The 14,474-nt window shown below is 71.4% G+C and carries 12 protein-coding genes and 6 pseudogenes; 10 read left to right on the top strand and 8 right to left on the bottom strand.

The features are described 5' to 3' along the window. From KPL57_RS06105 to dxr, 6 genes and pseudogenes are all read right to left on the bottom strand, one after another. Positions 1-469 (bottom strand): annotated as a pseudogene (locus KPL57_RS06105) (DUF4081 domain-containing protein); the annotation flags it as partial. A 45-nt stretch (positions 470-514) separates the two neighbouring features. Then, positions 515-1,677: pseudogene (ispG, locus tag KPL57_RS06100) on the bottom strand (flavodoxin-dependent (E)-4-hydroxy-3-methylbut-2-enyl-diphosphate synthase). 56 nt (positions 1,678-1,733) lie between these two features. Further along, positions 1,734-1,997: a hypothetical protein gene (locus tag KPL57_RS06095; protein WP_226350848.1), complete on the bottom strand. Its 264-nt coding sequence runs from the start codon at positions 1,995-1,997 to the stop codon at positions 1,734-1,736. A 25-nt stretch (positions 1,998-2,022) separates the two neighbouring features. Next, entirely contained in the window at positions 2,023-2,223 is a 201-nt protein-coding gene (locus KPL57_RS06090) for a hypothetical protein (protein WP_226350847.1), read from the bottom strand. After that, positions 2,220-3,539: an RIP metalloprotease gene (locus KPL57_RS06085; RefSeq protein ID WP_226350846.1), complete on the bottom strand. Its 1,320-nt coding sequence runs from the start codon at positions 3,537-3,539 to the stop codon at positions 2,220-2,222. Before KPL57_RS06085 ends, KPL57_RS06090 begins: the two co-directional genes overlap by 4 nt. Continuing rightward, positions 3,536-4,698, bottom strand: a pseudogene (dxr, locus tag KPL57_RS06080) (1-deoxy-D-xylulose-5-phosphate reductoisomerase). Before dxr ends, KPL57_RS06085 begins: the two are co-directional and overlap by 4 nt. Positions 4,699-4,771: 73 nt before the next feature. Here dxr and KPL57_RS06075 point away from each other — a divergent pair. The 5 genes and pseudogenes from KPL57_RS06075 (at position 4,772) to KPL57_RS06055 (ending at position 7,155) form a co-directional block, all read left to right on the top strand. After that, positions 4,772-5,059, top strand: coding sequence for a DUF2631 domain-containing protein (locus KPL57_RS06075; protein ID WP_020622032.1), 288 nt, complete (start codon positions 4,772-4,774; stop codon positions 5,057-5,059). Positions 5,060-5,083: 24 nt separating this feature from the next. Then, positions 5,084-5,512 (top strand): annotated as a pseudogene (locus KPL57_RS06070) (ATP-dependent DNA ligase); the annotation flags it as partial. Between the two features lie 119 nt (positions 5,513-5,631). Continuing rightward, entirely contained in the window at positions 5,632-6,396 is a 765-nt protein-coding gene (locus KPL57_RS06065) for a transposase family protein (RefSeq protein WP_226350834.1), read from the top strand. Positions 6,397-6,415: 19 nt separating this feature from the next. Next, positions 6,416-6,967, top strand: a pseudogene (locus tag KPL57_RS06060) (DNA primase small subunit domain-containing protein); the annotation flags it as partial. An 11-nt stretch (positions 6,968-6,978) separates the two neighbouring features. Then, positions 6,979-7,155, top strand: a complete 177-nt coding sequence (locus tag KPL57_RS06055) for a hypothetical protein (protein WP_226350845.1) — start codon at positions 6,979-6,981, stop codon at positions 7,153-7,155. Here the strand turns inward: KPL57_RS06055 and mug are convergent. Further along, positions 7,152-7,745, bottom strand: a complete 594-nt coding sequence (mug, locus tag KPL57_RS06050) for a G/U mismatch-specific DNA glycosylase (protein ID WP_226350844.1) — start codon at positions 7,743-7,745, stop codon at positions 7,152-7,154. The two genes, KPL57_RS06055 and mug, sit on opposite strands and share 4 nt — an antisense overlap. Before the next feature lie 122 nt (positions 7,746-7,867). Here mug and KPL57_RS06045 point away from each other — a divergent pair, with 122 nt between their 5' ends. Next, entirely contained in the window at positions 7,868-8,932 is a 1,065-nt protein-coding gene (locus KPL57_RS06045) for an ATP-dependent DNA ligase (protein WP_226350843.1), read from the top strand. A 7-nt stretch (positions 8,933-8,939) separates the two neighbouring features. On the opposite strand, the gene KPL57_RS06040 is transcribed toward KPL57_RS06045, so the two are convergent. After that, positions 8,940-9,920, bottom strand: coding sequence for a LacI family DNA-binding transcriptional regulator (locus KPL57_RS06040; protein WP_205015785.1), 981 nt, complete (start codon positions 9,918-9,920; stop codon positions 8,940-8,942). Positions 9,921-10,088: 168 nt separating this feature from the next. Here KPL57_RS06040 and KPL57_RS06035 point away from each other — a divergent pair, with 168 nt between their 5' ends. The 4 genes and pseudogenes from KPL57_RS06035 to KPL57_RS06020 all read left to right on the top strand — a co-directional run bounded on the left by KPL57_RS06035 (position 10,089) and on the right by KPL57_RS06020 (position 14,438). Continuing rightward, on the top strand, positions 10,089-11,486 hold the full coding sequence (locus tag KPL57_RS06035) for a sugar ABC transporter substrate-binding protein (RefSeq protein ID WP_226350842.1): 1,398 nt from the start codon (positions 10,089-10,091) through the stop codon (positions 11,484-11,486). Further along, a pseudogene (locus KPL57_RS06030) lies at positions 11,483-12,420 on the top strand (carbohydrate ABC transporter permease). The gene KPL57_RS06035 and the pseudogene KPL57_RS06030 overlap by 4 nt, the downstream one beginning before the upstream one ends. Then, positions 12,420-13,283 (top strand): carbohydrate ABC transporter permease, encoded by an 864-nt coding sequence (locus KPL57_RS06025; protein WP_226350841.1) that lies wholly within the window; start codon positions 12,420-12,422, stop codon positions 13,281-13,283. The pseudogene KPL57_RS06030 and the gene KPL57_RS06025 overlap by 1 nt, the downstream one beginning before the upstream one ends. 30 nt (positions 13,284-13,313) lie before the next feature. Then, on the top strand, positions 13,314-14,438 hold the full coding sequence (locus KPL57_RS06020) for an ABC transporter ATP-binding protein (RefSeq protein ID WP_226350840.1): 1,125 nt from the start codon (positions 13,314-13,316) through the stop codon (positions 14,436-14,438). The last annotated feature ends 36 nt before the right edge of the window (positions 14,439-14,474 follow it).

Below are 14,474 nucleotides of genomic sequence, written 5' to 3'. Positions count from 1 at the left end.
ACATCGCGATGGCGGCCGGCAGGTACCGGTCCAGCTCGGAGATGCGGACCGGACGCACCCGGCTGTCGGGCGCGACCATCGGGGCCGTTCGAGGGTCATCAGGGGCTGGTCGGGCCGGATCTCGCGGGCCGGGCCCCAGCCCGGTGCGAGCTCCTCCCACAGCGGCAGGACGAGCTCGGCCCGCCCCACCAGCGACGAGCACAGCCGCCGGCCCGGCGCGCGCGGTCGGCGAAGGCACGCAGCGCCGCCCGGTCACCGCGCAGCGGCACCAGGTTCGCCCCGGAGAAGCACAGACCGTCCGCCGGGGCCCCTGGGACCACAGCTCACCGCCCAGCCGCCACGGGTCGAGGCCGACCGCCTCGATGCGGGAGGCGACCATGCACGCGGCGACGGGGTCGGCGTCGAGCACGTCGTGCACCCCGGAGCGGTGACGATCGTCGAGAAGCCGTGCCCCGGCCACCCTCAGCACGGGTTCATGATGCCACGTCGAGGCCCGTCCGGTACCGGTACTCGCTCAGCCGACGGTCACCTGGGGTTCACCCGTCACGCCCTCCGCGCTCTCGCCCATCTCCTCGGCGAGCCGCATGGCCTCCTCGATCAGCGTCTCCACGATCTTGTGCTCGGGGACGGTCTTGATGACCTCGCCCTTGACGAAGATCTGCCCCTTGCCGTTGCCGGAGGCGACGCCGAGGTCGGCCTCGCGGGCCTCACCCGGGCCGTTGACGACGCAGCCCATGACGCCACGCGCGCAGCGGGACCTCCATGCCGGTCAGTCCGGCGGTGACCTCGTCGGCGAGGGTGTAGACGTCGACCTGGGCCCGCCCGCAGGACGGGCAGGACACGATCTCCAGCTTGCGCGGGCGCAGGTTCAGCGACTCCAGGATCTGCTGGCCGACCTTGATCTCCTCGACCGGCGGCGCGGACAGCGACACCCGGATGGTGTCGCCGATGCCCTGGCGCAGCAGCGCCCCGAACGCGACGGCCGACTTGATCGTGCCCTGGAACGCGGGCCCGGCCTCGGTGACGCCCAGGTGCAGCGGGTAGTCGCACTGCTCGGCGAGCAGCTCGTAGGCCCGCACCATCACGACCGGGTCGTTGTGCTTGACCGAGATCTTGATGTCGTGGAAGTCGTGCTCGGCGAACAGGCCCGCCTCCCACAAGGCCGACTCGGCGAGCGCCTCGGGCGTCGCCTTGCCGTACTTCTCCAGCAGTCGCTTGTCTTGTCGAGCGAGCCCGCGTTGACCCCGATCCGGATCGGCGTGCCGTGGTCCTTCGCGGCGTGGGCGATCTCCTTGACCTGGTCGTCGAACTTGCGGATGTTGCCCGGGTTCACCCGCACCGCGGCGCAGCCGGCCTCGATCGCGGCGAACACGTACTTGGGCTGGAAGTGGATGTCGGCGATCACCGGGATCTGCGACTTCTGCGCGATCGCGGGCAGGGCCTCCGCGTCGTCGGCCGACGGGCAGGCGACGCGCACGATGTCGCAGCCGGCCGCGGTCAGCTCGGCGATCTGCTGGAGGGTCGCGTTGACGTCGGAGGTCAGGGTGGTCGTCATGGACTGGACGGAGATCGGGTGGTCGGATCCGACACCGACCGGGCCGACCTGGAGCTGCCGGGTCCCCGGCGCGGGGCCAGGGTCGGCGCGGGCGCGGACGGCATACCCAGGGAGACGCTCACGACCTCCACTATCCCACCGTGTGGCACGGTCCGCCGTACCCGGTGAGGAGGGGCACTCACGTGCGGCCGTGCTTCTCCTGCGCATCCTGCAGCGTCGAGCTGTGCGGCAGCCAGGTCGCCAGCTCGACCGGCCAGCCGTCGTCGGCCAGCATCCGGACGACGGCGGGGTCGTCGTCGAGGATCATCGCGATCTCCCGCTCGCGGGCGAGCAGCCGCAGGACCTCGCGCTTGACGTAGCGGGCGGGGCGGTGGTCGTCGTCGGGGCGCATGAACAGCGGCCCGGTCGGCAGGCCGACGCGCTCCAGCCAGGTCTCGGTCAACCTGCGGTTCCGCTCGGGCGGCCGGTCAGGTAGACGACGTCGTACTCGGCCTGGGCCGCGCGCAGCCGCTCGGCGCCCTCGTCGAGCAGCGGGTCGGCGTGCGCGGCGGCGAAGAACGTCTCCCACGGTGCACGTCGAGATAGTGCAGCCGGTGCGAGACGTCGGCGAGGACGCCGTCGATGTCGAAGACCGCCAGCGGGCGGGCGCCCTCGGGTGTTGCGCTCACCCGAACAGCCGCACCGGGTTGACGATGTCGGCGATCGCGACCATGACCGAGAACCCCAGGAAGACGATCACGAACACGTAGGCGACCGGGAGCAGCTTCGCCGCGTCGACCGGCCCGGGGTCGGGGCGTCCGAGCAGCTTCGCGGTGTTCCGCTTGATCGACTCCCAGATCGCCGGGACGATCTGGCCGCCGTCCAGCGGCGGGACGGGGAGCAGGTTCAGCAGGAACAGCGACAGGTTCACCGCGGCGAGCATCATCAGGAACCGGCTGACGTCGGCCTGCCACGGGACGTCCTGCTGGGCGAGGATCTCACCGCCGATCCGCGAGACGCCGACGACACCCATCGGACTGTCCTGGCTCCGCTCCTCGCCGAGGAACGCGGCCCCGAACAGCGCCGGGATGCGGGCGGGGATCTGGGTGATCGCCTCCGCCGTGCGGACGACGCCGTTGCCGATCTGCGCGGCCACGTCGCCCGGGCCGAGCTGCATGTACTTCGTGTCGAGGGCGACACCGAGATAGCCCGCCGTCACCGTGGCGTACGGGTCGGCCGAGTCCCGGGCCGGGAGGACGTTCGGGATGACGTCGACGGTCAGCGGGATCTGCCGGCCTGCCCGCTCGACGACGATCTGCGTGGGTCCCGACGACGCGCGGATCGCGTCCTGCAGGGCGGTCCCGTCGTCCGGGCCGAACTCCTGTCCGCGGACGGACAGGATGCGGTCGTCGGGCTGGACCCCGGCCGCGAGCGCCGGCGCGAGCGGCGCTCCGGCCGGGCACTCCTTCGGGACGCCGTTCTGGACCGCGACGGCCGGGAGCACGCACTTCTCGAGCGACTCGATCTGGGTGGTGGCCGCAGGCACGCCGATCCCCATCAGGACCAGCGAGAACAGCACCACCGCCAGGATCAGGTTCATGAACGGCCCGGCGAACATGACGATGATCCGCTTCCACGGCGACCGGGTCCAGAACTGCCGGTCCGCGTCCTGCGGCAGCACGTCCATCTGCGACTGCGCCCTGGCGTCGTCCATCAGCCCCTGGAACGGGCCGGTGCGACGGCTGCGGCCCAGCGTTCCGCCCTTGGCCGGCGGCAGCATCCCGATCATGCGCACGTAGCCGCCCAGCGGGATGGCCTTGATGCCGTACTCGGTCTCGCCGCGGCGCACCGACCAGACGGTGCGGCCGAACCCGACCATGAACTCCGGGACCTTGATCCCGAACCAGCGGGCCGTTGCGAAGTGCCCGAGCTCGTGCCAGGCGATCGACAGCAGTAGCCCGAAGAAGAAGATCGCGATCCCGACGACCGTCCACACGATGGTCACGACCGCGTCTTCTCCCGCTCGTGGGCCTTCTCGCGCGCGTGGGCCCGGGCCCAGGTCTCGGCAGCCAGCACGTCGTCCACGGTAGCCGGGTCACCCGTCCAGGCGTCGGCCGCCTCCAGCACCTCGCCGAGCAGGTCGGTGATCCCGGTGTAGCCGATCGTCCCGGCGACGAACGCCTCGACGAGCTCCTCGTTGGCGGCGTTGAGCACCGCGGGCAGGCAGCCGCCCGCGGTCCCGGCGGCGCGGGCGAGGCGCACCCCGGGGAACGCGTCGTCGTCGAGGGGCTCGAAGGTCCAGCTCTGCGCGGTGTCCCAGCGGCACGGCGCCGAGGCGCCCGCGATGCGCTCCGGCCAGCCCAGCGCCAGCGCGATCGGAAGCCGCATGTCCGGCGGCGACGCCTGCGCGATCGTCGAGCCGTCGGTGAAGGTGACCATCGAGTGCACGATCGACTGCGGGTGCACGGTGACGTCGATGCGGTCGTAGGGCACCCCGAACAGCAGGTGCGCCTCGATCACCTCGAGACCCTTGTTCACCAGCGTCGCCGAGTTGATCGTGATGACCGGGCCCATGTCCCAGGTCGGATGCTTCAGGGCCTGCTCGACCGTGACGCCCGCCAGCTCCGCGCGGGTCCGACCGCGGAACGGGCCGCCCGACGCGGTGAGGACGAGCCGGTCGACCTCGGACTCCCGTCCGCCGCGCAGGCACTGCGCGAGCGCGGAGTGCTCGGAGTCGACCGGCACGATCTGCCCCGGTGCGGCCGCCGCCGACACCAGCGGACCGCCTGCGACCAGCGACTCCTTGTTCGCCAGCGCGAGCCGGGCGCCGGTGGCGAGCGCGGCCAGGGTCGGGCCGAGGCCGCGGGAGCCGGTGATGCCGTTCAGGACGATGTCGGCGCGGCACGCCGTGACCAGCTCGGTCGCGGCGTCCGGGCCGTCGAGCACCTCGACGCCCGGCAGTTCCGCCCGCAGCCGCACCGCCGCCGCGGCGGACGCGACCGCGACCCGCCCGACGCGGTGCGCACGGACCTGGGCCACCAGCAGGTCCACGTCCGATCCGCCCGCGGCCAGCCCGGACACCGTGAACCCGCCGGCGCGGGTGATCACGTCCAGGGCCTGGTACCGATCGACCCGGTGCTGCCCAACACGACGAGTGACTTCATCACGGCACATCATCCTCGCCCCGCGAGCTGTGCGACGATGACCCCGCACGGAGCCGGACCAGGAGGACACACGGTGGCCAGCAAGGCAGTCGCGCACAGCGCAACGACGAGCAAGACCCGCGAGATCGCCGTCGCGTCCGGGATCGACCCGGCGGACGAGCCCTCGGTCGACTGGGGCTGGCACCAGAACTTCCACCGGGGCGTGCCGATCGCGGCCGCCGTGGTCGGCGTCGTGCTGCTGCTGTTCACGATCGGCCACCCGGTGAGCTGGACCGAGTTCCTGTTCTCCGCGGTGCCCGCCGTCGTCTGCTTCATCGGCGCGATCGCGTACCCGCTCCACCAGCGCCGCCGTCGTCTCTGAGGCGCGGCATCGGGCCGACGCCGGATGGCGCGCGACGCGGGTGAGCCGGTCGAGCTGACGATCGGCGGCCGGGTCGTGCGGCTGTCCAGCCCCGACCGCGTCTACTTCCCGGAGCGGGGCGAGACCAAGCGGGACCTGGCCGCGTACTACACGGCCGTCGGCGACGGCGTGGTCCGCGCGCTGCGCGACCGGCCGTGCATGCTGCACCGCTTCCCCACCGGTGTCACCGGGGAGAAGGTGCACCAGAAGCGGCTGCCGCGCGGCGCCCCCGACTGGGTCCGCACCGTCCGCGTGACCTTCCCGCGGTACAACCGCACCGCCGACGAGCTGTGCGTGACCCACCCGGCCGACGTCGTCTGGGCGGTGCAGATGTCCACCGTCGAGTTCCACCCCTGGAACTCCCGCGCCGCCGACGTCGAGTCCCCCGACGAGTGGCGCATCGACCTGGACCCGGAGGCTTATTCAGGGCCCGTGAAATAACGATCTAGCCCGGCGTGTCGGGTTGGGCGACAGCCCGTCCATCGCGAAGATTGGTTTGTCGAATCAATCCGAGATGAATGGGCTGTCGCAGTATGTACTATACCACTGGCTTTCGGCGTGATGAGATTCAGGATCTTGCCGCTCTGGTGCATGAGCAGGATCAGCGGAACGCGACTGGCCTGCGACGGCCTTGGCCGCCGATTCTGGGATTGTTCTGGTCGGTGGTGATCACGTTGGCGTATCTGCGCGGGAATCGTGTGCAGTGGGAGTTGGCGGAAACCTACGGGGTGTCGCAGTCGACGGTCAGTCGAGCGATCGCGGGGGTGACACCGTTGCTGGCGCAGGCGCTGCGGAGTGTAGTTCCGACTGCGGAGGAGCTTCGTGCCGATCGGCAGTACATCATCGACGGAACCCTGCTGCCCTGCTGGTCATGGACCGCCGTACCAGGTCTGTGGTCGGGCAAGCATCGCACCACCGGCGTCGTCGTCCAGGTCGCAGCCACCCTGGAAGGGCAGCTGTCGTGGATCTCCGACCCGACCCCAGGCTCCCGACACGACCTACATTGCCTCGACCAATCCGGCGCCCTCGACCACCTCGCCACATACCCACCGATCGGCGATAAAGGCTACATCGGGCGCGGCATGCTCACCCCGTTCAAAAAACAACCCGGCCGGGAACTTCTCGACTGGCAGAAAACATTCAACAAGAGCCTCAACCGCACACGCGCCACCATCGAGCGAGTCATCGCCCATATCAAGTCGTGGAAAGTTCTCCACACAGACTACCGCCGACCCTACGCCACATTTAAAACGACGATCTCGGCAGTCATCGGACTCATCTTCTACGCACTTACCTGACGGAGCCTGAATAAGCCTCCCGATGCCGCAGGCGTCCTGGGCCGACGTCCGCCGCGTCGCCGGCGTCGTCCGCGAGGTCCTCGACGAACTGGGCGCGACCGGCTTCCCGAAGACCTCCGGCGGCTCCGGGCTGCACGTCTACGTGCGCATCCCGCCCGACCACGGGTTCGCCGACGTCCGCCGCGCCGCGCACGCCTTCGCCCGCGAGGTGGAGCGTCGCTGCGACCGCGTCGACCTGTCGTGGTGGCGCAAGGACCGCGACCCGTCGACGGTGTTCGTCGACTACAACCAGAACGCCCGCGACCACACCATCGCCTGCGCCTACTCCGTGCGCGGCACCCCCGACGCGCGGGTGTCGACCCCGGTGACCTGGGACGAGATCGACGACTGCGAGCCCCGGGACTTCACGATCGCCACCGTCCCGGCGCGCTACGCCGAGCTGGGCGACCTGCACGCCGGCATCGACGAGGCCGTGTTCGGCATCGAGCCGCTGCTGGAGTGGGCCGCCCGGGACGAGCGCGACGGCGCCGCGACACCCGATCTGCCCGATCTCGACGCGGGCTCCCGCTAGGCTCGGCGCCCATGGACGACGGGCCCCGCAAGGACAGGCTGACCCGGCTCGGGTACGGGATCGGCGGCGGCCTCGCCGTCGGGTCCGCCGTGTGGGTGCTGTCGGGCACGTGGTGGTGGCTGCCGGTCTTCCTCGTCGTCGGGCTCGCGCTCGGGCTGTTCCTGCGCGCGACGACCCCGGAGTCCTAGCAGGACACCTGGCCCGGCCCGGGCTCCTGGGCGCGGGCGCGCAGCCTCGCGAACTCGGCGACCATCGCCGCGCGCGACCAGTGCGCGTTGAGCCCCGAGGGGTTCGGCAGCACCCAGATCCCGGTCGCACCCAGCCGCTCCGCCTGCTCCCCCACCACCGCGCCGCGTCGACCGAACGCGGTCCGGTAGGCCCCGATCCCGACGACGGCCAGCCACGCCGGCTCCCGCACCGCGACCAGCGCCCGCAGCCGTTCCCCACCGGCGACGAGCTCGTCGTCGGTCAGCTCGTCGGCGCGGGCGGTGGCCCGGGGCGCCATGTTCGTGATGCCGAGACCGAGCCCCGCGAGCTCGCCCTGCTCCGCGGGTGCCAGCAGCCGCGGGGTGAACCCGGAGGAGTGCAGGACCGGCCAGAAGCGGTTGCCGGGGCGGGCGAAGTGGTGCCCGGTCGCCGCCGACACCAGGCCCGGGTTGATGCCGCAGAACAACACCCGCAGCGGCGGGTCGTCCGGGCCGGGCAGGACGTCGTCGATCGTGGAGTCCCGGGCGCGGTCGAGGGCGTCGCGGTCGGGCAAGCGGGGCACGAGGGTCATCCGACCACGACCGCACCGGGGCCCGCCGCCCGGGACCGATGGATTCCGGGCGCGCGAACGGTCTGTCCACGGACGGGCGAGCCGGGATGCCGCGCCCGCGCCCCGAGAGGAGACTCCCCGCCGTGGACCTGCCCGTGATGCCCCCGGTGAAGCCGATGCTGGCCAAGCCCGCCCCGTCCATCCCCGACGGCAGGCTCTACGAACCCAAGTGGGACGGCTTCCGCTCGATCGTCTTCCGCGACGGCGACGAGGTCGAGATCGGCTCCCGCAACGAGCGGCCGATGACCCGCTACTTCCCCGAGGTCGTCGAGGCGGTGCGGGAGCACTTCCCGCCGCGCGCGGTCGTCGACGGGGAGATCGTCGTCGCCTCGGGGAACGCGCTGGACTTCGAGGCGCTCCAGCAGCGGATCCACCCCGCCGTCAGCCGGGTGACGCTGCTCTCGACGGAGACGCCGGCGTCGTTCGTCGCCTTCGACCTGCTGGCCCTCGGCGACGACGACCTCACCGCACGCCCGTTCGCCGAGCGCCGCGCGCTGCTGGAGGAGGCGTTCGCCGGCGTCGCCCCGCCGGTGCACCTCACCCCGATCACCGACGACACCGAGACCGCACGCCGCTGGTTCGAGAAGTTCGAGGGCGCCGGGCTCGACGGCCTCATCGCCAAGGACCCGGCCGGGACCTACCAGCCCGACAAGCGCGTCATGACCAAGATCAAGCACGAGCGGACCGCGGACTGCGTCGTCGCCGGGTACCGGGTGCACAAGTCCGGGCCGGACGCCGTCGGGTCACTGCTGCTGGGCCTGCACGACGCCCGCGGCGTGCTGGTGTCGGTCGGCGTCGTCGGGGCGTTCCCGATGGCGCGCCGACGCGAGCTCATGTCCGAGCTGCAGCCGCTGGTCACCGACTTCGACGACCACCCGTGGGCCTGGGCGAAGCAGCTGGAGGGCGAGCGCACCCCGCGCAAGTCCGAGCCGAGCCGGTGGAACGCCGGCAAGGACCTGTCCTTCGTCCCGCTGCGGCCGGAGCGGGTGGTCGAGGTCCGCTACGACTACATGGAGGGCCAGCGGTTCCGCCACACCACCCAGTTCGTGCGGTGGCGCCCGGACCGCGACCCCGCCTCGTGCACCTACGAGCAGCTGGAGCGCCCGGTGACCTTCGACCTCGCGGAGGTCCTCGCCGGCCACGGGTGATCGGCGATCACGGCCGGCAGCCGCAGGACTCCCGGTGCACGAAGGTCGTCGGCAGCCGCAGCGAACGCCGCTCGGCGTCGGGTTCGGCCATGCGGCGCAGCAGCAGCCGGACCGCCTCGCGCCCGATGTCGGCGAACGGCTGCGCGACGACGGTGAGGCGCGGGCTGAACGCGTCCGCCCACGGGAAGTCGTCGAAGGCGGCCAGCGCCAGGTCCCCGGGGATGGTGAGCCCCAGGTCGTGGGCGGCCTGGACGGCGCCGATGGTCATCGCGTTGTTGCCCGTGACCAGCGCGGCGGGCCGGTCGGGCGAGGCCAGCAGCTCGCGCACGACGGCACGGGCGGGCTCGCTGTCCGAGCGCCCCTCCACCACCGGCCCTGGCGGGAGACCGGCCCGGCGCATCCCGAGCCGGTAGCCCTCCAGCCGCTCGACGGTCGTCGACAGCCCGGGGAGACCCATCACGAAGCCGATCCGGCCGTGCCCCGCCTCGGCGAGGTGGGTCACCAGCCCTGCGACGGGCTCCACGTTCTCCGAGCCGACCTCGTCCAGGACGCCGTCGAGCATCCGGTCGACCAGCACCGTCGGCACGCCCTGCGCGGCGAGCGCCTCCAGGGTCGCGGTGGAGTCGCCCGAGGGGGCGAACAGCACGCCGTCGACGCGGCTGCGGAGCTGCGTGACGGCCGTCGCCTCGTAGCCCGGGTCGTCGTGCGGGTCGGCGAGCAGCAGGGTGTGCCCGGCCGCGGCGGACTCGTCCTCGACCGCGTGCAGCAGCTCGCCCAGGTACGGGTTGGAGATCGCCGACAGGGCGAGCCCGAGCGTGCGGGTGCGGGAGGTGGCGAGCGAGCGGGCCGCGGCGTTGGGCGTGTACTGCACCTGCGCCATCGCGGCGAGCACCTGCTCACGGGTGGCCTCCCGGACCGGCCGGGTGCCGTTGAGGACGTGGGACACGGTCGCGGTGGACACCCCGGCGAGCCGGGCGACCTCGGCCATGGTCGCGATCACACACCTCCGACGCGGGTCACGGGTTGGCGACAGGCTACAGGCAACCGGTTGCGCAAGCGGTTGCTCCGCACTTACCGTGCACCGGTCATACCGGACGGACGTGTCCCGGATCACACCGTTGAACACCCGTCGGAGCCCTCGACGAGGAGAGTGCCCGTGCGCCCGAGAACCAGGTCGCGTCCCGCCGTTCTCACCGCGCTACTGGCGGTCATCGGCCTCGCCCTCACCGGCTGCGCCGGTGCCGGCACGTTCGGCCTGCCCGAAGGTACGCGGATCGTGACGATCGCGATCGTGTCGAACCCCCAGATGGAGGACGCGATCGAGCTCAGCCCGCGGTTCGAGGCCGAGAACCCCGGCATCACCGTGCGCTTCGTCAGCCTGTCGGAGAACGAGGCCCGCGCGAAGATCACCGCGTCGGTCGCCACCGGCGGCGACGAGTTCGACGCCGTGATGATCTCGAACTACGAGACCCCCCAGTGGGCCCGCAACGGCTGGCTGGTCGACCTCGACCCGCTGATGGACGCCACCCCCGGCTACGACCGCGACGACTTCATCCCGACCATCCGCGGCGCCCTGTCCGGCCCGGACGGGCACATGTACTCGGTGCCGTTCTACGGCGAGTCCGCGTTCCTGATGTACCGCAAGGACCTCTTCGCCCAGGCCGGGCTGACCATGCCCGCGAAGCCGACCTGGGACCAGGTGGCGCAGTTCGCCGACCGCCTCACCGACCGCCAGCAGGGCCGCGGCGGCATCTGCCTGCGCGGCAAGCCCGGCTGGGGCGAGGTCATGGCCCCGGTCGACGCGATGATCAACTCCTACGGTGGTCGCTGGTTCGACCAGGACTGGAACGCGCAGCTGACCTCGCCCGAGGTGCGCAAGGCGGTCAACTTCTACGTCGATCTCCTCCGTCGCGACGGCCAGGCCGGTGCGGCGGGCTCCGGGTTCTCCGAGTGCGGCAACCAGTTCAGCCAGGGCAACACCGCGATGTGGTTCGACGCCACCGTCGCCGCGGGCCTGCTGGAGGACCCGGCCCAGTCCAACGTCGCCGGGAAGGTCGGCTATGCGCCGGCGCCGACCGGCGTCGACGGCCTGTCCTCGGGCTGGCTGTACTCGTGGGCGCTGGCCATCCCCCGCACCACCGCGGAGAAGGGCCCGGAGCAGGTCGACGCGACCTGGAAGTTCCTGTCCTGGATGACGTCCAAGCCGTACCAGGAGATGGTCGGCGAGGACCTCGGCTGGACCTCCGTCCCGCCCGGCGCCCGCCAGTCGACCTACCGGATCCCCGAGTACGTCGCGGCGTCGAAGGCCTACGCGCCGCAGACCATTGCCGCGATCAACGCCGCCGACCAGGACCGGCCGACCCGCGACCCCGTCCCGTACACCGGGCTGCAGTTCGTCGGGATCCCCGAGTTCCAGGACCTGGGGACCCGGGTCAGCCAGCAGATCTCGGCGGCGATCGCCGGACAGCAGACCGCCGACGAGGCCCTCGACGAGGCCCAGAGCTACGCCGAGACCGTCGGCGAGTCCTACCAGCAGAGCGGGGGCGACCGGTGACGACCACAGAGGCACCACCGCAGGCGGCACCGGAACGGCAGACCTCGCCGGCAGCACAGCGCCGCGACGGCTGGATCCGCCGGGCCCCGCTGCTGCCCGCGCTGATCTTCACGATCATCATCACGCAGCTGCCGTTCCTGGTGACGATCTGGTACTCGCTGCAGTCCTGGAACCTGGTGCGCCCCGGCAGCCAGCGCTTCGGCGGGCTGGAGAACTACGCGACGGTGTTCACCGATTCGCAGTTCCGCGGGGTCGCGCTGAACTCGATCCTGCTGACCCTGGGTCGGTGGCCATCGCGATGGTCCTCGGGCTGCTGATCGCGCTGCTGCTCAACCGCGCGTTCCTCGGCCGCGGCATCGTCCGGACGCTGATCATCACGCCGTTCCTGATCACCCCGGTCGCCGGTGCCCTGCTGTGGAAGTCGGTCCTGTTCGACCCCACCTACGGCCTGGTGAACTTCCTGCTCTCGCCGTTCGGCGCCGGGCAGACCGACTGGGTGTCCACCTTCCCGCGGGCCGCGGTGATCATCGCGCTGGTGTGGCAGTGGACGCCGTTCATGATGCTGCTGATCCTCGCCGGGCTCGGCTCGCAGCCGCAGGAGGTCCTCGAGGCCGCCCGGATGGACGGGGCGACCGGGTTCGCGGTGTTCCGCGAGGTGACGCTGCCGCACCTGCAGCGGTTCATCGAGCTGGGTGTCGTGCTCGGCGCGATCTACCTGGTCAACACGTTCGACACGATCTACATGATGACCCAGGGCGGTCCGGGTACGGCGTCGGCGAACCTGCCGTTCTACATCTACCAGCGGGCGTTCCTGGGCTTCGACATCGGTGAGTCCGCCGCGATGGGCGTGGTCACCGTGGTGGCGACGATCATCGTGGCCACCCTGGCGCTGCGCCTGATCTTCCGCAGCTTCTCCGCCGCCGAGGAGGCGTGATGACCGCAGTCACCGAACGGACCTCCACCCCCGCGACGACGCCGCGGAAGGCCCCGCGCGGGGCCGGTCCGCTGCTGGGCGTCCTGGCCTGGATCGTCGGGCTCGGGTTCTTCTTCCCGGTGCTGTGGATGGTGATGACCGCCTTCAAGACCGAGGCGCAGGCCGTCACGATCCCGCCGACGGTGTTCTTCGCCCCCACCTTCGACAACTTCGCCGAGGTGTTCGGCGGCGGCGTCGGGCCCTACCTGCTCAACTCGCTGTTCGCGACGGTCGCCTCGACGGTCCTGGTGCTCCTGCTGGGCACCCCGGCCGCGTTCGCGCTGTCGCTGCGGCCCGTGAAGAAGACCCAGGACGTGCTGTTCTTCTTCATCTCGACCAAGATGCTGCCGGTCGTCGCGGCGATCGTGCCGATCTACGTCGTCGTGAACTACCTGGGCGCGCTGGACAACATCTGGACGCTCGTCGTGCTCTACACGGCGATGAACCTGCCGATCGCGGTGTGGATGATGCGGTCGTTCTTCCTGGAGGTCCCCAAGGAGCTCCTGGAGGCCGCGAGCATGGACGGCGCGTCGCTGTGGCGCTCGCTGCGCGAGGTCGTGCTGCCGATCATCTCGCCCGGCATGGCCGCCACGGCGCTGATCTGCATGATCTTCGCCTGGAACGAGTTCTTCTTCGCGGTGAACCTCACCGCCTCACGGGCCGCGACCGTGCCCGTGTACCTCGTCGGGTTCATCACCTCCGAGGGCCTCTACTTCGCCAGCCTGTGCGCCGCGGCGACCGTGGCCGCGCTGCCGGTCGTCATCGCCGGCTGGATCGCCCAGAACAAGCTGGTCCAGGGCCTGTCCTTCGGGGCCGTCAAGTGATCGTGTTCGTGAACAGGATGGGAGCCCGCCGTGGCTGACGTGGTGTTCGACCAGGCATCTCGGATCTACACCCCCGGGGCGAAGCCTGCCGTCGACCGGCTGGACCTGACGATCGAGGACGGCGAGTTCGTCGTGCTCGTCGGGCCGTCCGGATCGGGCAAGTCGACGGCGCTGCGGATGCTCGCGGGCCTCGAGGAGATCGACGGCGGCTCGATCCGGATCGACGGCGAGAACATGGTCGGGGTGCCCTCGCGCGACCGCGACATCGCCATGGTGTTCCAGAACTACGCGCTCTACCCGAACAAGACCGTCGGGGAGAACATGGCGTTCCCGCTCAAGATGGCTGGGATCGACAAGGCCGAGCGTGCGGTCAAGGTCAAGGAGGCCGCCGAGATCCTCGGCCTGACCGACTACCTCGACCGCAAGCCGCGCGCGCTGTCCGGCGGCCAGCGCCAGCGCGTCGCGATGGGTCGGGCGATCGTGCGCGAGCCGCGGGTCTTCCTGATGGACGAGCCGCTGTCGAACCTCGACGCGAAGATGCGGGTGCAGACCCGCACCGAGATCGCCGCGCTGCAGCGACGGCTGGGCGTCACCACCGTCTACGTCACCCACGACCAGGTCGAGGCCATGACGATGGGCGACCGCGTCGCGCTGCTGGCCGACGGCAAGCTGCAGCAGTTCGCCACCCCGGCCGACCTGTACGACCGGCCGCAGAACGCGTTCGTCGCCGGGTTCATCGGATCGCCGGCGATGAACCTGTTCACCGCGCGGGTGACCGAGCGCGGGGTGACCCTGGCCGGGCGGGAGATCGCCCTGCCCCAGGACGTCCGGTCGACGATCGGGGCGCAGCGGCTCACCGAGGTGACCCTCGGCATCCGTCCCGAGCAGTGGACGGTCTCCCCCGACGGCGGCGAGGGCATCCCGGCCCGGGTCGACGTCGTCGAGGAGCTGGGATCGGACGCCTACCTCTACGGCACCCTCGCCGAGGTCGCCGGTGACCTGTCGGCGACGGCCTCGCTGACCGGTTCGCGCGACGACGCCGTCGTCGTGCGGACCGCGGGACGCACCGGCGCACGGCGCGGGGACCGGGTGGCGCTGACGCCCTCGACCGAGGGGCTGCACCTGTTCCACCCGGAGACCGGCGACCGGCTCTGAGCGGCTCTGCCCGGCGGCGCGAGGGGGCCGCCGGGC

This window comes from Pseudonocardia sp. ICBG601, from assembly GCF_020496245.1.
The sequence above is the reverse complement of the archived record's forward strand: the minus strand, read 5'-3'. Positions and strand labels throughout refer to the sequence as shown.